The 17,304-nt window shown below is 66.3% G+C and carries 19 protein-coding genes; 1 reads left to right on the forward strand and 18 read right to left on the reverse strand.

The window, feature by feature from the left end; genetic code table 11:
- Nucleotides 1–12: 12 nt before the first annotated feature.
- From SAC06_RS06755 to SAC06_RS06800, 10 genes are all read right to left on the reverse strand, one after another.
- Entirely contained in the window at nt 13–819 is an 807-nt protein-coding gene (locus SAC06_RS06755) for an RNA methyltransferase (protein WP_350257545.1), read from the reverse strand.
- A gap of 9 nt (nt 820–828) precedes the next feature.
- Nucleotides 829–1,212, reverse strand: a complete 384-nt coding sequence (rplT, locus tag SAC06_RS06760; RefSeq protein WP_350257546.1) for a 50S ribosomal protein L20 — start codon at nt 1,210–1,212, stop codon at nt 829–831.
- A 20-nt stretch (nt 1,213–1,232) separates the two neighbouring features.
- Entirely contained in the window at nt 1,233–1,427 is a 195-nt protein-coding gene (gene rpmI, locus SAC06_RS06765) for a 50S ribosomal protein L35 (protein ID WP_350257547.1), read from the reverse strand.
- Between the two features lie 57 nt (nt 1,428–1,484).
- On the reverse strand, nt 1,485–2,156 hold the full coding sequence (gene infC / locus SAC06_RS06770; protein ID WP_350259168.1) for a translation initiation factor IF-3: 672 nt from the start codon (nt 2,154–2,156) through the stop codon (nt 1,485–1,487).
- 250 nt (nt 2,157–2,406) lie between these two features.
- Nucleotides 2,407–3,156: an SseB family protein gene (locus tag SAC06_RS06775; protein ID WP_350257548.1), complete on the reverse strand. Its 750-nt coding sequence runs from the start codon at nt 3,154–3,156 to the stop codon at nt 2,407–2,409.
- A 2-nt stretch (nt 3,157–3,158) separates the two neighbouring features.
- Entirely contained in the window at nt 3,159–3,875 is a 717-nt protein-coding gene (gene priA, locus SAC06_RS06780; protein WP_350257549.1) for a bifunctional 1-(5-phosphoribosyl)-5-((5-phosphoribosylamino)methylideneamino)imidazole-4-carboxamide isomerase/phosphoribosylanthranilate isomerase PriA, read from the reverse strand.
- A 12-nt stretch (nt 3,876–3,887) separates the two neighbouring features.
- Complete coding sequence (gene hisH, locus SAC06_RS06785; RefSeq protein WP_350257550.1) at nt 3,888–4,529, reverse strand: imidazole glycerol phosphate synthase subunit HisH; 642 nt, start codon at nt 4,527–4,529, stop codon at nt 3,888–3,890.
- Entirely contained in the window at nt 4,526–5,110 is a 585-nt protein-coding gene (locus SAC06_RS06790) for a hypothetical protein (protein WP_350257551.1), read from the reverse strand. The genes hisH and SAC06_RS06790 overlap by 4 nt, the downstream gene beginning before the upstream one ends.
- A gap of 3 nt (nt 5,111–5,113) precedes the next feature.
- Entirely contained in the window at nt 5,114–5,719 is a 606-nt protein-coding gene (hisB, locus tag SAC06_RS06795; protein WP_350257552.1) for an imidazoleglycerol-phosphate dehydratase HisB, read from the reverse strand.
- Nucleotides 5,716–8,178: a histidinol-phosphate transaminase gene (locus SAC06_RS06800; RefSeq protein ID WP_350257553.1), complete on the reverse strand. Its 2,463-nt coding sequence runs from the start codon at nt 8,176–8,178 to the stop codon at nt 5,716–5,718. Before SAC06_RS06800 ends, hisB begins: the two co-directional genes overlap by 4 nt.
- Nucleotides 8,179–8,266: 88 nt before the next feature.
- Here SAC06_RS06800 and SAC06_RS06805 point away from each other — a divergent pair, with 88 nt between their 5' ends.
- Nucleotides 8,267–8,506, forward strand: a complete 240-nt coding sequence (locus SAC06_RS06805; protein ID WP_350257554.1) for an RNA-binding S4 domain-containing protein — start codon at nt 8,267–8,269, stop codon at nt 8,504–8,506.
- 26 nt (nt 8,507–8,532) lie between these two features.
- Here SAC06_RS06805 and dnaE read toward each other — a convergent pair whose 3' ends face one another.
- The 8 genes from dnaE to ftsZ form a co-directional block, all read right to left on the reverse strand.
- Entirely contained in the window at nt 8,533–12,108 is a 3,576-nt protein-coding gene (gene dnaE, locus SAC06_RS06810; protein ID WP_350257555.1) for a DNA polymerase III subunit alpha, read from the reverse strand.
- Nucleotides 12,109–12,144: 36 nt separating this feature from the next.
- Nucleotides 12,145–12,636: a GNAT family N-acetyltransferase gene (locus SAC06_RS06815; RefSeq protein ID WP_350257556.1), complete on the reverse strand. Its 492-nt coding sequence runs from the start codon at nt 12,634–12,636 to the stop codon at nt 12,145–12,147.
- On the reverse strand, nt 12,633–13,550 hold the full coding sequence (locus tag SAC06_RS06820) for an RluA family pseudouridine synthase (protein WP_350257557.1): 918 nt from the start codon (nt 13,548–13,550) through the stop codon (nt 12,633–12,635). Before SAC06_RS06820 ends, SAC06_RS06815 begins: the two co-directional genes overlap by 4 nt.
- Nucleotides 13,543–14,073, reverse strand: coding sequence for a signal peptidase II (gene lspA, locus SAC06_RS06825; protein WP_350257558.1), 531 nt, complete (start codon nt 14,071–14,073; stop codon nt 13,543–13,545). Before lspA ends, SAC06_RS06820 begins: the two co-directional genes overlap by 8 nt.
- Nucleotides 14,074–14,191: 118 nt before the next feature.
- A complete protein-coding gene (locus SAC06_RS06830; RefSeq protein ID WP_350257559.1) occupies nt 14,192–14,773 on the reverse strand; it encodes a DivIVA domain-containing protein in 582 nt (193 codons plus the stop codon).
- 172 nt (nt 14,774–14,945) lie between these two features.
- The gene (locus SAC06_RS06835) at nt 14,946–15,251 is read right to left on the reverse strand and encodes a YggT family protein (RefSeq protein WP_350257560.1); all 306 of its coding nucleotides are present in this window, start codon (nt 15,249–15,251) and stop codon (nt 14,946–14,948) included.
- Nucleotides 15,252–15,260: 9 nt separating this feature from the next.
- Nucleotides 15,261–15,728, reverse strand: a complete 468-nt coding sequence (locus tag SAC06_RS06840; protein ID WP_350257561.1) for a cell division protein SepF — start codon at nt 15,726–15,728, stop codon at nt 15,261–15,263.
- 194 nt (nt 15,729–15,922) lie between these two features.
- Nucleotides 15,923–17,206, reverse strand: a complete 1,284-nt coding sequence (gene ftsZ / locus SAC06_RS06845; RefSeq protein WP_350257562.1) for a cell division protein FtsZ — start codon at nt 17,204–17,206, stop codon at nt 15,923–15,925.
- Between the last annotated feature and the right edge of the window lie 98 nt (nt 17,207–17,304).

Here is a 17,304-nt window from a genome sequence, read left to right on the forward strand (position 1 = left end):
TTTCCGCTCGGCCTAGGTGGAGCGAGCCAGCTGAGACAGGTAGAGGCAGATCCCCGAGGCTACCCCCACATTAAGCGATTCGGCAGCGCCGGTCATGTCGATCCGGACCAGTTGGTCGCAGGCGGCCGCCTCGCCGGCGGACAACCCTTGGGCTTCGTTGCCCATCAGCCAGGCGTGCGGGCGACTCAGATCCAGCGTTCCCGCCTCGATCGCCCCGTCGGCGCCGCTGGTGCCCAGAATTTGGCGCCCGTCGGCGCGCAGCCGAGCCAGCGCCTCGGCAAAGTCCTGCCCCTGGGCCAGCGGCAGGTGAAAGATGGAACCGGCTGAGGAGCGGATCACCTTCGGACTGGTCAGGTCCACCGTCCCCACGCAGGTAATCACGCCGCCCGCCCCAAACGCGTCAGCGCTGCGAATGATGACCCCGGCGTTACCCGGATCCTGGGTGCTGGGCAGCACCACCAGGGGTCGCTCCAGCTCTGCCTGGTAGGGGTCGCCCCCAACGGCGGCCAGATGCGCCACCGCGAAGATTCCCTGAGCGTCCGGAGCCACCGCCTCGGCCACCTCGTCGCTGACCTCGTGGTGCCAGCGGGTGACCTCCCGGGCCTGCTGCCAGACGTCGGCCGAGCGGGCCTGGGCCGTCTCGGTGGCGTAGACGTCGGTCACGTGATCGGGGCGGAACCGCAGCAGTTCCCGCACGGCCTGGGGGCCTTCGACCCGCAGCAGGCCCTTGCGCAGACGAAACGAGCGCCTCCCCAGCGAAGCCACCGTCCGCATCCGATCGGAGCGGGGGTTGGCCAGCACGGGAAGGCGCTCGCTCATCAGTTCTGACTAGGCAGTCTTGGCGGCGTTGACGTCAGCCGGCAGGGCAGCCTTGGCCTGCGCTACCAGCGCGGCAAAGACCTGCGGGTCGTTGACGGCCAGGTCGGCCAGCATCCGCCGGTCCACCTCGACTCCAGCCAGGTTCAGGCCCTGGATGAAGCGGTTGTAGGTCAGACCGTTCGCGCGGGAGGCAGCGTTGATCCGCTGGATCCACAGGCGGCGGAAATCGCGCTTCTTATTGCGACGATCCCGGTAGGAGTACACCATCGAGTGGGTGACCTGCTCCTTGGCCTTGCGGTACAGACGGGAGCGCTGGCCCCGGTAACCGGAGGCCTGCTCTAGAACGACGCGACGCTTCTTCTTAGCGTTTACAGAACGTTTCACTCGTGCCATTGTTGATCAATCTCCTCGTCTTACTTGCCGAGCAGCTGACGAACCTCTTTGAGGTCCGGTCGCGCTACCGTGGTGTCACCGCTGAGCCGACGCTTCCGACGGCTGGACTTGTGCTCCAGGAGGTGGCGCTTGCCCGCCTTCTCCCGCATGAGCTTTCCGGATCCGGTGGTACGGAAACGCTTCTTGGCTCCCGAGTGGGTCTTGTTCTTCGGCATTTTTCTATTCCTTGTTATTCCATTGCGCGGTGGCTCAACCTGGTCGGTTGGTCGGCCTTAGCTCTGGTTTTTACGTTGGGCGTCTTTTTGTGCCCGTTCTTCGTGCTTCTGACGCCGGGCGTCGCGTTCAGCTTGGCGTCGAGCTCGCTGATCGGTCAGGGCGTCGGACTTGCGACGGGTCGGGGCGAGCACCATGGTCATGTTGCGTCCGTCCTGACGGGGCAGGGACTCAACTGTGGCCAGTTCCCCCACCTCTTCCGCGAGACGTTGCAGCAGGCGGATTCCCGCTTCGGGGCGCGACTGTTCCCGACCGCGGAACATGATCATTACTTTGACCTTGTCCCCCTGGTTCAAGAACCGCACTACGTGTCCCTTTTTCACCTCAAAGTCGTGATCGTCAATCTTGAGGCGGAAACGAATTTCCTTCAGCTGAGTGTTGGCCTGGTTCCGGCGCGCATCGCGTGCCTTCTGTGCGGCCTCGTACTTAGCTTTCCCATAGTCCATCAGCTTTGCCACCGGTGGGCGCGCGTCTGGAGCCACCTCCACCAGGTCAAGACCGGCCTCTTCAGCCAGGCGGAGTGCGTCCTCAACTCGGACAACACCAACCTGTTCGCCGCCGGGGCCCACAAGTCTCACTTCGGGGACGCGGATGCGGTCATTAATTCGCGGATCGCTGATGGGGGTCTCCTTCCTTTCCCTCTTCAGACACAAAAAAGCCTTCGTGCCCATTTCCACGCGCACGAAGGCTCCCAAGCATGCAGCTGCATGCCGACTACCCGATCCCCGATCAAGTTGCCGAAACAACCGGGCCAGCTAACTGGCTCTTGCCGCTGAGTTTCCCCTGGCGGTGGGTATCTAGGTGGGATTACTCCACTTGCGTGATTGGTTGTACCTTTCACGGTCCTTGGCTAGTTTAGCAGTCCGGCCCGTCGCCCAGTAGTCCCCTCCCGAACCAACCGGGTGCGTTCCCTCACAACCGTTACGCCAGGTGGACGAGGCGGGGGTTGAACTCGACGCTTTCGGCGGCCGCTCCCAGGCGCGGGTCTTGCCCCAGCTGTGCCAGCAGGGCCGCGAAGTCCTCCCGCACCCGCCGGTGACCCTCCCGGGGGGCGGCGCTCACCTCCACCGTCAGCCCGGTGGGGTTGGGCCGCAGGGTGACCGAGACGAAACTGGCCCAGGGAGCCAGCTCGGCGGCCCGCGCCGACAGGTGGGCCCGCAGCGACTCGTCCTCCCAACCCGGCAGCCACCGGTCACCCGCCGCTAATGCCTCCACCGCCGGCCGGCCGAGCAGCAGGGACTGATCGGCCGGGTCCAGGCGCAACCTGGGGACCCCGGTCGCAATCGCGGTGATCGCCACCTTCTGGCTGGTCAGCGCCAACGGCCGGGCCTCGCGGTCCCAGTGGCGCAGGGCCTCCGCCGAAGAAAAGACCGCGATGGCGGTGACTCCGTCTCGCTCGTCGGTGGCCAGGGGAATCTGAGAGTCCGGATCCAGGTCCTGCGGGCGGTGCTCGCCGCCGGCCTGATCCGGGTGGGCCTCCACCGGGACCGGCACAATTAGGCGTTCACTGCCGAGGGCCGCCACCACCCGGGCGAGGCGGTCACCAAGTTCCTCCACCTCCAGGGCAGCCCCGAGGGCCGGGAGCAGCTGACCGTGGTCGGAGCGGTCGGGGCGGGAGGCGAGGCGACGGGCCAGGCGGGCAAACTTATCCGGGTTCAGGGCAGAAGGCACGGCTACTCCGCCACCGCGAGTGCCTCGGCCAGGGTGAACGCGCCCGCGTACAGCGCCTTCCCCACGATGGCGCCCTCGACCCCGTCGCCAACCAGACCCCGCAGGGTCCGCAGGTCCTCCAGGCTGGAGACGCCGCCCGAAGCGATCACGGGAGCGTCAGTTCGGGCGCACACGGCCCGCAGCAGTTCCACGTTGGGGCCGGACAGCATCCCGTCCCGCTCCACGTCGGTGACCACGTAGCGCGCACACCCGGCCGCATCCAGGCGGGCCAGCACCTCCCAGAGGTTGCCCCCCTCCCGGGTCCAGCCGCGCGCGGCCAGAGTCTCCCCGCGCACGTCGAGGCCGACCGCCACCCGGTCACCGAACTGGGCGATGGCCCGCTCGGTCCACTCCGGGTCCTCCAGGGCGGCCGTGCCCAGGTTTACCCGCCGGGCGCCGCACTCCAGGGCAGCCTCCAGCGAGGCCTGATCCCGAATGCCCCCCGACAGCTCCACGTTGATCGGCACCTGCGCGATAATCTGGCGCAGCAGGTCCAGATTGGAGCCGCGCCCAAAGGCAGCGTCCAGGTCCACCAGGTGGATCCACTGGGCTCCGGCCGCGACGAAGTCGGCCGCCACCTCAACCGGGGCGCCGTAGACCGTTTCCGAGCCGGCCTCACCTTGGCGCAGGCGGACGGCCTGGCCGTCGACGACATCAATGGCGGGAAGTAGCGTCAGCATGGGTGCCTTTCGTTAGTTGCTGATTTGGCGCAGCCAGTTTTCCAGCAGGGCCAGTCCCGGTTCGCCGGACTTTTCCGGGTGGAACTGGGTGCCCCACAGGCTGCCTGATTCGACCGCGGCCGCAAAGGGGGCCCCGTAGGACAGTTCGGCGACGGCCACCGGCAGGTCCGGGTGCACCAGGTTGGTCACCGGGGTGCCAGCCAGGCGGGCGTAGGAGTGCACAAAGTAGAAGTAGGCTCCGTCCAGACCGGACAGCAGCTGAGTTTGTGCCGGGGCCACCACCGAGGCCCACCCGATGTGGGGTAGCCGCGGGGCCGGGAGCCGGTCCACCGTGCCCGAGAGGGCGCCCAGTCCCCGGTGCTCCCCCAGCTCGGTTGAGTCCTCAAACAGGATTTGCATCCCCACGCACACGCCCAGCACCGGCTGGCCCACCTCCAGGGCGGAGCGGAGCCACCGCTCGCCGCCACGGGCCCGGAACCGGTCGGCCACGTAGCCAAAAGCGCCCACCCCGGGCACCAGCACCCCGTCGGCCTGGGCAAGTTCGGCCGGATCCTGCGTCAGGTGCGCGTCGGCCCCCACCCGGCTCAGGGCGTGAACCGCGGAGTAGACGTTGCCGGCGCCGTAGTCAAAGACGGCAATGTTGGGTGCGCTCACCGCCGGGCCCCTCCCCGCCGGAAGAATCCACGTTTGGGTTCGTCGGGTGGGTAGTCCTCGGGGCGTTTGCGCCCCAGCAGCAGATCCTCGCCCTTTTCTCCCAGCGTGTTCAGGATCAGTCCCGCATCCAGGTCCTCTTCGGGTTCACCGGCCACGTAGCGCTTGGCGGTGATCTGGCCGGACACTCCCGGCTCCATCCCCGCGTTTTCGAACAGGGTGGACAGCAGGGCGACCGCCCCGTGGCGGGTCAGCTTAGACAGGACCCGGGCAATCCGGTCCACCTCGGCGGGCACAGGCCGGGTCCCGGTCAGGAACGCGGCCATCTCCTCCTCCTCGGTGGCGGCATCGGGAAGCTCCAGCCAGACCGCGCTGAAGGTCTCCAACTGGACCACCTCGGCGGTGGCTTTGGTCAGCTGCAGCAGGGCCCTGAGCGGGCTCGGGTTGGCAAAGGGAGCCAGCACCAGTGCCACGCACAGGCGCCCTTGTTCCAGGTGATCGGGCGGGTCGACCTGCAACGCCTCGTCCTCACCCAGCTCACCGGTCAGCCGGCGGAACTCTTCCTCCCAGTCCTGTTCGGCCATTGCCTACAGACTTCCCTTGGTCGAGGGCACGCCGCTGACGCGCGGGTCCAGGGCAACCGCCTCCCGCAGGGCCAACGCCAACGCCTTGAACTGGGCCTCCACGATGTGGTGCGGGTCCCGCCCCGACAGGAGCTCCACGTGCAGGCAGATGCCGGCGTTGAACGCGAACGACTCGAACACGTGCCGGGTCATCGAGCCGGTGAAGTGTCCCCCGATCAGGTGGTACTCCTGCCCGGCCGGCTCACCCTGGCACACCACGTAGGGGCGCCCGGCCAGGTCCACCACGGCTCGGGCCAACGCCTCGTCCAGCGGGGCAAACCCGGTGCCGTAGCGGCGAATCCCCCGCTTGTCCCCCAGTGCAGCCGCCAGCGCCTGCCCCAGCACGATCGCGGTGTCCTCCACGGTGTGGTGGACGTCAATGTGCGTGTCGCCGACCGACTTCACGTCCAGGTCGATCAGGGAGTGGCGGCTCAGAGCCGTGAGCATGTGGTCGTAGAACGGCACCCCGGTGTCGATCTGCGGACGACCGGTTCCATCCAGGTTTACCCGCACGGACACGGTCGATTCGGACGTCTCTCGGTGGGCGGTGGCTAGGCGCGGCTCGGTCACTGGGTTACCTCCACTAGTGCGGTTCGGAAGCGCTCGTTCTCCTCCGGTGTGCCTACAGTAACCCGCAGACACCCGGCTGGGCCAACAATTCGGATCAGCACGCCGCGGTCCACCAGCTGCTGCCAGACCGACTCGCGGTCCTCCAACGGGCCGAACAGCAGGAAGTTGGCTTCTGAGGGGGCCACCCGGTAGCCCTGCCGGCGCAGCCAGTCGGCCAGGCGCTCGCGCTCACCGCGCAGGAGGGCCACCTGAGCCAGCTGCGCGTCGGTGTGTTCCAGCACCGCCGTGGCTGCCGCCTGGGTGAGCAGGGACAGGTGGTAGGGCAGGCGCACCTTCTGGATTTCGTAGACCAGCGCGGGGTCCGCCGCCAGGTAGCCCAGGCGCAGGCCCGCAGCCGCAAATGCCTTCGACATGGTTCGGGTGACCACCAGGTGCGGGTATCGCTCCAGCAGGGTCAGGGCCGAGGCGGTGCTCGGCTGGCGGAACTCGGCGTAGGCCTCATCCACCACGATCAGGGTGGCGCTCGGTTCGCCATCCACGGTGGGGCCGCTCCAGCGGGCTGCCTCCAGCAGCCGCTCAATCTCTGTCAGCGGAACCATCTGCCCGGTGGGATTGTTCGGGTTCGGCAGGAAGAACACGGCCGGGCGGACCCGGTGGAGGGCCTCGATCACCCGGTCCACCTGCACCCCGGGGAACAGTCCCCCGTCGGCGGGCGGGGCCAGCAGCTCCCAGTCGGTGAAGGTGTCGCGCGCGTACTCCTGGTACATGGAGTAGGTCGGGGCGGCTCCCAGGGCGATTCGGCCGGGCCCGCCAAAAGCCGACAGCAACTGCAGCATGATTTCGTTGGAGCCGTTGGCCGCCCACACCTGGTCGACGGCCAGCTCAACCCCGCTCTCCCGGGCCAGGTAGCGGGCCAGGCCGGCCCGCAGCTCGGTCGCATCGCGGTCGGCGTACCGGTTGAGCCCGGTCATCGCCCCGCGGATCCGCTCGGTGACCGACTCGACCACTTCGGGGCCGGGCCGGTAGGGGTTCTCATTCACGTTCAGACGGACCGGGACCTCCAGCTGGGGTGCGCCGTAGGGCTCCACCGCAGCCAGGTCGGGGCGCACCGGCAGGCGCACGGGGGCGGCTGGGCGATCAGCGGCCGAGTCGGGCTCCTCCCCCCGCAGGCGCACGGTCAGGCCGTGGGCCGGCAGGTTTTCCGCCTCTGCCAGCACGCTCAGCGGGCGGGCCAGCGAAGCCAGGGCTGCCCGGTCGTACTCAATCACCTGAACCGAACGCAGGTACTGGGTCACGTTCAGACCCGCCGCGTAGCGGGCCGTTCCCCCGGTGGGGAGGACGTGATTGGATCCGGCCAGGTAGTCGCCGAGCGGCACCGGCGAGAAGGGCCCGACGAAGATGGCCCCCGCGTGGCGGATCCGGTTGGCTCGTTCGCGGGCGTCGGCGGTCAGCACCTCCAGGTGTTCGGGGGCGTAGGCCTCGATCACGGCCTCCCCCACTTCCAGGTCGTCCACCAGAACGATTCCGGATTGGGGTCCGCCCAGAGCGGTCCGGATCCGCTCCCGGTGCCGGGTGCTCTCGATCAGAGGTTCCAGCGCGGCCTGGACCGCCTCGGCCAGGGCGGGCGAGTCGGTGACCAGCACGGACGCCGCCGCCGGGTCGTGTTCAGCCTGGCTGATGAGGTCGGCGGCCACGTAGCGCGGATCCGGGGTTTCGTCAGCCAAAATAGCGATTTCGGTGGTGCCGGCCTCCGCGTCGATGCCGCACACCTCCTGCACTACACGTTTGGCCGCGGCCACGTAAATGTTGCCCGGCCCGGCCACCTTGTCCACCGGCTCGCACCGGTAGTCACCGTCGGAGAAGCCGTAGGCCAACGCGCCCACCGCTTGGGAGCCGCCGGCCGCAATCACCTCGTCCACCCCGAGCAGGGCGCAGGCCGCCAGCACGGTCGGGTGCGGCAGACCGCCGAATTCCTTCTGCGGCGGTGAGGCCACCACCACGGAGTCCACCCCGGCGACCTGGGCGGTGACCACGTTCATCACCACGGAGGAGGGGTAGACGGCCAGGCCCCCGGGCACGTACAGGCCCACGCGGCGCAGCGGCACCCACCGCTGGCGGACAAAGCCGCCGGGAATAACTTCGGTCACGGCCGGAGCGGGCAGCTGGGCCTCGTGGGCCCGTCGGGTGTGCTTGATCGCCAGTTCGAGCGCGGCCCGCAGGTCGGCGGGCAGCTCTTCGGCAGCCCGGGCCAACGCGTCCGCCGGGACGCGCAACTGCTGGGGTCGAACCCCGTCAAAGCGTTCGGCCAGGTCGTACAGGGCCGCCCCGCCTTCAGTTTTGACCCGGTTCAAGAGCGGATGGACCAGTTCCACCGCTCGATTGATGTCGACTTCTGGGCGCGGCAGCGGGGTGGCGGCCGCCACCCGGCGGTCCAGTCCCCTCAGATCGATCAGTTTCACGCCTCAAATGGTAGCGGTCCGGTGGGCTCTAATGGCAGGGGTGCCCGGGGGACGGACCGGCTACACTGGTCCCGAACAGGAGGAACACATGTCCCAGCTCCCAACCGTGACCGTCTCCGGCACCATCCGCCTCGGCCAGTTCCTGAAACTGACCGGTCTGGTGGAGGACGGGGCGCAGGCCCGCACCCTGATCCAGGAAGGCGACGTGGAGGTCAACGGGCAGGTGGACACCCGCCGGGGACGCCAGCTGGCCCCCGGGGACGAGGTGGTGGTCCGGTGGCCGACCGGCTCGGCCGGGGCCCGGGTGGGAGCCCCCGAGGACAACTAGTCCCCTCGCGCCGGCCGGGGCCCCGCCTAGTGGGTGACCGCGGCCGGTCCCAAAATCGCTTTCAGCTCGGAAATCAGCGAGGAGGTGCCGGCCACTCGCAGCCGGTCGTCCAGCTGAATGATCGAGGTCTTCCGCCCCTCCACCAGGTGCACCCGGACCTGCTGCGGACCCGGATAGTTCAGCAGCGCCTGACGCACCTGCTGGAGCACCGCGGGCAGGCACTGGCTGGGATCAAGTCGAATCTCGACCGGGTTGTTGTTGTCCTCTCGCAGTTCCAGCACCCGCAGGTTGTTGCCGGTGATGGAGACGGCGTCGTTGCGCAGGGAGGCCCGCCCCTCAACTTGGACCAGGGCATCCTCTGCCAGCAGGTGCTGAACCTTCTCGTATTGGCGCGGGAAGAACAGCACCTCGATCGAGCCGGCCAGGTCCTCCACCGTCACGATTGCCCAGGGGGCACCGTTCTTCGTGATTCGGGTTTGGAGGGATGAGATCAGCCCCGCTACCTTGACCTGTTTGCCGTCAAAGTCGTCGCCCGCATCCAGGATCGCGGCAATCTGCTGGTCCTGATAGCGGCTGAGCGAGTGGGCGATGCCGCGCAGCGGGTGGTCCGACACGTACAGGCCGAGCATTTCCCGCTCGAACGCCAACTTCTGCTTCCGGTCCCACTCGGGGATGTCCGGGACGGTAATGGCCAGGCCGGCCGCCCCCTCGTCCTCTCCGCCCAGGCCCGCAAACAGGTCGAACTGGCCGTGAGCCTCGTTGCGCTTGACGTCGATGACCGAGTCGACCGCCTCGTCCGAAATGGACAGCAGTGCGCGGCGAGTGTGCCCCAGCGAGTCGAAGGCACCCGCTTTGATCAGCGACTGGATGGTCCGCTTGTTGCAGACCACCTGGGGGACCTTGTCCAGGAAGTCCCGGAACGACTCGAAGGCGCCTTTTTCCTCCCGGGTGGCGACAATTGCCTCCACCACGTTGTTGCCCACGTTTTGAATTGAGGACAGGCCAAAACGGATGTTCTCCCCGTCGGCCACGAAGTTGCCTTTTGAGGTGTTGACGTCCGGGGTCAACACGGTGATGTCCATGTGCCGGCACTCGGCCAGGTAGATGGCGCGCCGGTCCTTGTTCTCCTTGGTTGAGGTGAGCAGGGCGGCCATGTACTCGGTCGGATAGTTGGCCTTCAGGTAGGCGGTCCAGTAGGAGACCAGCCCGTAGGCGGCCGAGTGCGACTTGTTGAAGGCGTAGTTGGAGAAGGGCACCAGGATGCCCCACAGCTCCTCAATCGCCTCCATCGAGTATCCCCGCTCAAGCATGCCCGCCTTGAAGGGTTCGAACTCCCGGTCCAGAATTTCCTTCTTCTTTTTGCCCATGGCGCGGCGGAGCATGTCTGCCTGCCCCAGGGAATACCCGGCCACCTTCTGGGCAATCTGCATCACCTGTTCCTGGTAGACGATCAGACCGTAGGTGGTACCCAGGATGTCTTTCAGCGGCTCGGCCAGTTCGGGGTGGATCGGGGTGATCTCCTGGCGCCCGTTCTTCCGCAGCGCATAGTTGGTGTGCGAGTCGGCGCCCATCGGGCCGGGGCGGTAAAGCGCACCAACCGCGGAAATGTCCTCGAAGTTGTCCGGCTGCATCAGGCGCAGCAGTTCGCGCATGCCCCCGCCATCGAGCTGGAAGATCCCCAGCGTGTCGCCCTGGCTGAGCAACTCGTAGGTGCGCCGGTCGTCCAGGTCCCGCTCGTTTAGGTCCGGCAGTTCCTTCCCGTTCAGCGCGATATTGTCCAGCGCGTCGGAGATTACGGTCAGGTTCCGCAAGCCCAGGAAGTCCATTTTCAGCAGCCCGAGGGCCTCGCAGGTGGGGTAGTCGAACTGGGTGATGATGGCCCCGTCCTGCGGGCGCTTCATCAGCGGAATGATGTCGGTCAGAGTGTGGGAGGACATGATCACCGCGCAGGCGTGAACCCCCCACTGGCGGGTCAACCCCTCCAGTGACAGGGCCATGTCGACCACTTCGTGCAGGTCCGGGGACTCCTCGTAGAGTTTGCGGAACTCGGACGCCTCCGCGTAGCGCGGGTGCGACTCGTCAAAGATCCCCTTGACCGGAATATCTTTCCCCATCACCGAGGGGGGCAGGGCCTTGGTTAGCCGCTCCCCCGTCTGGAAGTCACGGCCGAGGATCCGGGCCGAGTCCTTCAGCGCCTGCTTGGTCTTAATCGTGCCGTAGGTGACCACCTGCGCCACCCGGTCGTCACCGTACTTGCGCCGGACGTACTCGATCACCTCGTCGCGCCGACGTTCGTCGAAGTCGACGTCAAAGTCGGGCATGGAGACGCGCTCGGGGTTCAGGAACCTCTCAAACAGCAGCCCGTGGTGAAGCGGGTTCAGTTCGGTGATCCCCATGGCGTAGGCCACCATCGACCCGGCCCCGGATCCGCGGCCGGGACCCACTCGGATCCCGTGTTCCTTGGCCCAGTTGATGAAGTCTGCCACCACCAGGAAGTAACCCGGGAAGCCCATGGAGATGATCACGTCGGACTCAAAGTTGGCCCGCTCCCGCACCTCGGAGGGAATATGATCGGGGAAGCGCCGGCGCAGGCCCCGCTCCACCTCTTTGATGAACCAGGAGGTCTCATCTTCCCCTTCGGGGGTGGGGAAGTTCGGCATGTAGTTGGCGCCCTCATCGGTGGTGCGGAAATGCACCTGCGACTTCTCTGCAATCTCCAGGGTGGAGTTGAGCGCCTGAGGTAGGTCCGCCCAGTCGCGCCGCATCTCCTCAGAGGAGCGGATGTAGTACCCCTCCCCCTCGAACACAAACCGGGAGCCGGTGACGGTTCCGTCGGGGTGGCGCACCTTTGGTTCCTCCAGGAAGGTGGACCCCGAGTTGATCGCCAGCATCGCCTCCTGCGTCCGCGAATCCTCTTTGCGAACGTAGTGGGAGTCGTTGGTGACCACCAGCGGCGCGTCGAACATGTCGGCCAGGCGCAGCAGGTCCTGTCGGGTCCGTCGCTCCAGGTCAATCCCGTGGTCCATCAGCTCCACGTAGAAGTTCTCGGGTCCAAAGATGTCGCGCAACTCGGAAGCCTCCCGGACCGCCTCGTCCCACTGTCCGAGTCGCATTCGGGTTTGGATGGCCGAGGAGGGGCACCCCGTCAGCACGGTAATCCCCTCGTGGTAGCGCTCAATCAGCTCCCGGTCGGCGCGGGGCCACTTGCCCATTTGGCCGTCCAGCGAAGCCTCCGAACCCAGCCGGAACAGGTTGATTACGCCTTCGGTGGAGTGCGCCAGCAGGGTCAGGTGGGTGTAGGCTCCGCCCGCCGAGACATCGTCGTCGCGCTGCCAGGGCTCCCCCCACAGCTGCTTGTGCCGATCGAAACGGGAGGTGCCGGGCGTAATGTAAGCCTCGAGCCCAATGATCGGTTTGATCCCCTGCGCGGTGCATTCGCGGTAGAACTCGTAGGCGCCAAACAGGTACCCGTGGTCGGTTATTCCGAGGGCCGGTTGGCCCAGGCGAACCGCCTCCGCCACCATCGGTTTGATTCGCGACGCCCCGTCCAGCATCGAGTACTCGGTGTGGTTGTGCAGGTGTACGAAACTGTCCGAAGCCATGGCTCAGAGTTTAGTCCAGCCGAGCACGCCCGGGGGTCATCGAGCCGGTGGCGTGCTGCTCACAATGGAGCGATCCATCCGCTGGTGCCAGATGCCCGCATCCAAAAATCGGGGGTCGTCGGTGGGCTGATATCCGCAGGAACGGTAGAAGTCGATCGCCTGCACCTGGGCTTCCAGGACGAGGCGTCCGGTCGTTCCCGGGGGAAGGAGGTGGACCACCTCACGGTGAGCGGCCTCCATTATTTGTCGGCCCCAGCCGCGGCCCCGACCGGTTTGCCTCACCACCACACGACCCAGGTGAAACACCCCGTTGCCGTCGGGCAGGATCCGAGCCGCCGCCTGGACTACTCCGTCCCGGTCCACCCCCACCAGGTGGGTGGTGGTGGGGCGGTAATCGCGCGCGTCCAACTCTAGGACCGGGGCCACCTGCTGCTCCTGCACAAACACGTCCCAGCGCAGCTGCGACGCCTGGGGCCACCAGGGGCTCACCTGTCCGCCCGGGTAGCGGTGAAAGGTCAGCTCGCTCACGACTCGCCTCTCAGTTGGGCCAGGGCGTCGACCAGGTCCTGCGGATAGGGCGCCTGAATCTCCAGGTACTCTTCGGTGCGCGGGTGGGTGAACCCCACCGAGTAGGCGTGCAGCCACTGGCGGGTCAGGCCGAGGCGCTCCGCTTGGACCGGATCCGCCCCGTAGAAGGTGTCCCCCACAATCGGGTGGCCCAGGGCCGCCATGTGAACCCTAATCTGGTGGGTGCGACCCGTCTCCAGGCCGATGTCGAGCAGTGCGGCCCCCGGCATCAGCTCGATCACGTCGTAGTGGGTGCGGGCCGGCTTGCCTCCCTCCAGCACGGCCATCCGCCACTGACGAGAGGGGTGGCGCCCAATCGGCGCGTCGACCGTTCCGTGAAGGTTCTGCGGGTGGCCGGAAATAATCGCGTGGTAGCGCTTGTCAACCGTTCGGTCCCGGAAGGCCTGCTTCAGGACCGAGTAGGCCCGTTCCGACTTGGCCACCATCATCGCGCCGGTGGTGCCCACGTCCAGGCGCTGGACGATTCCTTGCCGCTCCGGGGGGCCACCGGAAGCAATCCGAAAGCCCGCGGCCTCCAGGTTTCCAAGCACGGTCGGGCCGTCCCAACCCGGCCCGGTATGGGCGGCCACGCCCACCGGCTTGTTCACCACCACCAGGTCCTCGTCGTCGTAGAGAATCTGCATTTCCACCACCGGGGTGGGTTTTTCCTCCGGGCTGGGCAGCTCGACCCGCAGCCAGTCATTTGAGTGCAGGCGGGCCGACTTGGTCGGAACCTGCCCGTTCACCTCAATTCGGCCCTCGGCCAGCAGGTCGGTGACCTGGACCCGGGACAGGCCCAGCAGGCGGGAAAGCGCCGCGTCGACCCGCTCCCCAACCAGTCCTTCTGGGACCGGCAGTTCCCGCACTTCACTCATCGGTAACTTCCGGGGTCTCGCGGTGCAGCGCAAAGTAGAGCACCAGGCCCAGGGCGCCGCCGACAATCCAGATGTCAGCCACGTTGCCCACGAAGAACCCGTTGTAGTCGATGAAGTCGATTACGTGTCCCTGGGCAAAGCCGGGCGGCTGGGTGAGGCGGTCAATCAGGTTGCCAATCGCTCCACCCGCGATCAGGCCCAGCACCACCGCCAGCAGGACCGATTGCACGTTACCTTTGGCTACCCACCAGAGGATCGCAATCACCACCAGGGTGGAGATAATGGTGAACACCCAGGTGGAGCCGGCCCCCAGCGAGAACGCGGCGCCCGGGTTGCGGATCAGGCGCAGGGAGATGAAACCGAACGAGTAGGGGGCACTGCCGTCTTCGGGAAGAGAGGTGACCGCCCAGATTTTGGTCAGCTGATCCAGGATGATCGCCACTGCGGTCACCCCCAGCATGACCCACCCCATGGAGAGGTGTTTCCCGGTGGACTCGGTGCGTTCCGCCTCTTGTTCAGCCAAAATGCGCTCCCTCAGTTGCATGGTTGCCGCCCGGTCCGGGCAGCTCTGCCATCATAGCGGACGGCATGCGAGTACACCCCGCCGGCAAGGCCAGGCGGGGTGCAGTCGATAAGTCGGCTTAGTTTTCCGAGGAAACTTCCTGCAGCAGGGTCTGCAGGTGATCGGTGAGGGACCGGCGGTACTGCGACTCGAAGTTGCGCAGCTCGTTGATCTTCTCTTCCAGCAGACCGCGATCCTGATCCAGCTGGGTCAGGACCGAGTCACGGCGACCCTCGGCCTCGCGCACGATCTCGTCGCCGCGCTGACGGGCTTCGGAGATGATCCGTTCACCCTCTGCCCGACCGTCATTGACGTACTCGTCGTGCAGGCGCTGGGCCAGAGCCAGCATCGAGGTGGCGGAAGCGTGATCCTCCTGCGAGGGGGCGGCGACCGGGGCCGGCTCGGGCTGAGCGGCAACGACCGGCTCTTCCACCACGGGGGCGGGCGCAACTTCGACCGGGTGGCCGGAGGACAGTTCGGCGATCCGCCGGTTGGCTGCTTCCAGCTGGTCCTTCAGCTCGCTGTTTTCGACCTGAAGGGCGTAGACCGTGGCAACGACTTCATCGAGGAACTCGTCAACTTCTACCTGGTCATACCCTTCGCGGAATTTGACGACCTGGAACTTTTTTTCCAGCACGTCTTCGGCTGTGAGTAGCGCCATCTTTCCACCTCATAGATTCATCGTGTCGATCACGGCTCTTGCAACTCTGTAACGCTTCCAACGTGTTAGAGCATATCGTAATGATAGTGATCCTCGCACTTAGTTTAGTCACAAGAGGCACACATGCAACATGATCCACCAGGTCTGGACCTGGATTTGCTCCTTTTTCGGGCTATCTGCCCATCATGATCAGGACCGGGCCCAGGCGGCCGAGGAGAGCCACCGCCACAAAAAGGACTAGGAATCCCACGTCCAGGGCAATGTTGCCCAACCTGAGCGGGGGAATGTACTGGCGCAGCCACCGCAGTGGCGGATCGGTCACCGCGTAGACGAAGTTGGCTAGCACCAGCAGGGGCCCGGTGGGCCGCCACCTTGGAGCCAGGATGCGCGCCCAATCCAACACGACGCGCGCCAACAGGATCAACGTGTAGGCCGAGGCCAGGAAGGACAGAATTGTCCCGAGGATTATTAGCAGCACGCCCCCAGCCTAACGGTAACTGGCGGTCCGTCCTACCCGGCTGTTGCTCACCACCGTGTCTTCGGGCGAAAGCAGGAATACCCGAGTTGTCACTCGTTCAATTTCCCCGCGCAAACCAAAGGTCAGCCCCGCGGCAAAGTCGATGATTCGGCGGGCTTCCGAGTCGTCCATATCGGTCAGGTTCATAATCACCGGAATACCGTCGCGGAAAGATTCGGCCACCACGCGGGCATCGGAGAAGCTGCGCGGGTGCACGGTGACGATGCGTCGGCGGTCATCCTGGGCGGCAGACTCACTCAGGTAGGAGTCGCGCTCAATACTGGTTTTCACGGGAGCTTCCTCCTGGACGGTCTGTTCAAATGCTGAGAACGGGTACTCGTGAACTTCGGCCACCGGAGCGAAGTCGTCTTCGATCAGTTCGTCTTCCGGAACGCGCCAGCCCATCTTCTCCAGCGCCCAGTTCAACCCAGCGGCCATATGATCCTCCTCGAAACGCATCTTTTGTGCCAGGGACATTGAGTCCACCGTAAACGACAAACCCGCTGAGATCGGTCAGCTTCCTCGGCATGTCGGAGCAGGTTCGGCGCAATTTTGCGCCCTCCCCAGCCGGGTCGAGGCCGAAGAGTAAACTGTGCCCCCGCCGTCAGGCGGGGGCACAGGCAGGAGAGGAATCAGCGAAGGAAGTCCGGGATGTCCAGGTCGATCGCCTCATCGTCGTTATCGGCGAAGATTCTGGGCTCCACAAACGACTCGCTCCGCTTGACGGCGGGGGTCGGCTCCGTGGCCGGCCGGATCCGAATCGGACCGGTCCGGGTCGGTACCTGCGGCTCAGCGCGGTGAGCCGGAGCGGCAATCGGCGCGGTGGCGGTTGGGGCCGCCTCCCGCGGAGCGCTCACTTCCGGAGCCGGGGCCGGAGTCGCTACCGGAGCCGCCAGCGGCGCGCTCACCTCGGGAGCCACCTCCTGAATCGGCTTGGAAGCGGCAGCGGGCAACCCCGCCTCCGCGGCCTTCTGGGCATCGAAGCCGGCCGCGATGACGGTGACCCGGAACTCGTCACCCAGCGAGTCGTCGTAAACGTGACCGAAGATGATGTTGGCCGACGGGTGAGAGGCCTGCTGGACCAGCGTGACCGCCTCGCTGACCTCGTGCAGACCCAGGTTCGAGCCGCCCTGGATGAAGACCAGGACGCCGTGCGCTCCGTCGATGGAAGCTTCCAGCAGCGGAGAGGAAACCGCGGTTTCGACCGCCCGCAGGGCCCGGTCTTCGCCGGTGGCGGCCCCCATTCCCATCAGGGCGGAGCCGGCATCCTGCATGACGGACTTGACGTCGTTGAAGTCCACGTTGATGATGCCCGGGGTGGTGATCAGCTCGGTAATCCCCTGGACCCCGGAGAGCAGCACCTGGTCGGCTGCCCGGAAGGCGTCCAACACGGAGATGTTGCGATCCGAGATCTCCAGCAACCGATCGTTGGGAATGACGATCAGGGTGTCTACCTCTTTGGCCAGGTCGGTAATCCCGGTTTCTGCCTGAGCCGAGCGGCGATTCCCCTCGAAGCTGAAGGGTCGGGTCACCACCCCGACGGTGAGGGCGCCGGCTTCCCGCGCCACCCGGGCGACGACGGGAGCTCCACCGGTACCGGTGCCGCCCCCCTCCCCCGCGGTGACGAAGACCATGTCGGCCCCCTGGAGGCTTTCGGCGATCTCTTCGACGTGGTCTTCGGCGGCTTTGCGCCCCACGTTCGGATCTGCCCCGGCCCCCAAGCCGTGGGTCAGGTCCCGGCCAATGTCCAACTTTGTCTCAGCGTCCGACATAAGCAGGGCCTGGGCGTCGGTGTTGATCGCGATGAACTCGACCCCTTTGAGTCCCACCTCGATCATTCGGTTGACAGCGTTGACACCGCCGCCACCGACGCCGGCTACCTTGATTACTGCCAGATGGTTTTGCGGAGTTGCCACTCGTCCCCCTGAAGCCAATCCTCAACCTTTACTTGAAGGTCAAAGTTACGGTCTATCTTTGCGCCTTGAAGGTAATGGGCCACGGACCTCGACACAAG

Origin of the sequence: Scrofimicrobium sp. R131 (genome assembly GCF_040256745.1) — a bacterium.
Taxonomy (GTDB): domain Bacteria; phylum Actinomycetota; class Actinomycetes; order Actinomycetales; family Actinomycetaceae; genus Scrofimicrobium; species Scrofimicrobium appendicitidis.

Bases quoted from the DNA above. Each gene is read 5' to 3' on its own strand.
- SAC06_RS06840 (WP_350257561.1), bottom strand. From the start codon at position 15,728: ATGGCCGCTGGGTTGAACTGGGCGCTGGAGAAGATGGGCTGGCGCGTT.
- SAC06_RS06830 (WP_350257559.1), bottom strand. From the start codon at position 14,773: ATGGCGCTACTCACAGCCGAAGACGTGCTGGAAAAAAAGTTCCAGGTC.
- SAC06_RS06790 (WP_350257551.1), bottom strand. From the start codon at position 5,110: ATGGCCGAACAGGACTGGGAGGAAGAGTTCCGCCGGCTGACCGGTGAG.
- priA (WP_350257549.1), bottom strand. From the start codon at position 3,875: ATGCTGACGCTACTTCCCGCCATTGATGTCGTCGACGGCCAGGCCGTC.
- SAC06_RS06755 (WP_350257545.1), bottom strand. From the start codon at position 819: ATGAGCGAGCGCCTTCCCGTGCTGGCCAACCCCCGCTCCGATCGGATG.
- dnaE (WP_350257555.1), bottom strand. From the start codon at position 12,108: ATGGCTTCGGACAGTTTCGTACACCTGCACAACCACACCGAGTACTCG.
- rplT (WP_350257546.1), bottom strand. From the start codon at position 1,212: ATGGCACGAGTGAAACGTTCTGTAAACGCTAAGAAGAAGCGTCGCGTC.
- SAC06_RS06820 (WP_350257557.1), bottom strand. From the start codon at position 13,550: ATGAGTGAAGTGCGGGAACTGCCGGTCCCAGAAGGACTGGTTGGGGAG.
- SAC06_RS06805 (WP_350257554.1), top strand. From the start codon at position 8,267: ATGTCCCAGCTCCCAACCGTGACCGTCTCCGGCACCATCCGCCTCGGC.
- infC (WP_350259168.1), bottom strand. From the start codon at position 2,156: ATGGGCACGAAGGCTTTTTTGTGTCTGAAGAGGGAAAGGAAGGAGACC.
- rpmI (WP_350257547.1), bottom strand. From the start codon at position 1,427: ATGCCGAAGAACAAGACCCACTCGGGAGCCAAGAAGCGTTTCCGTACC.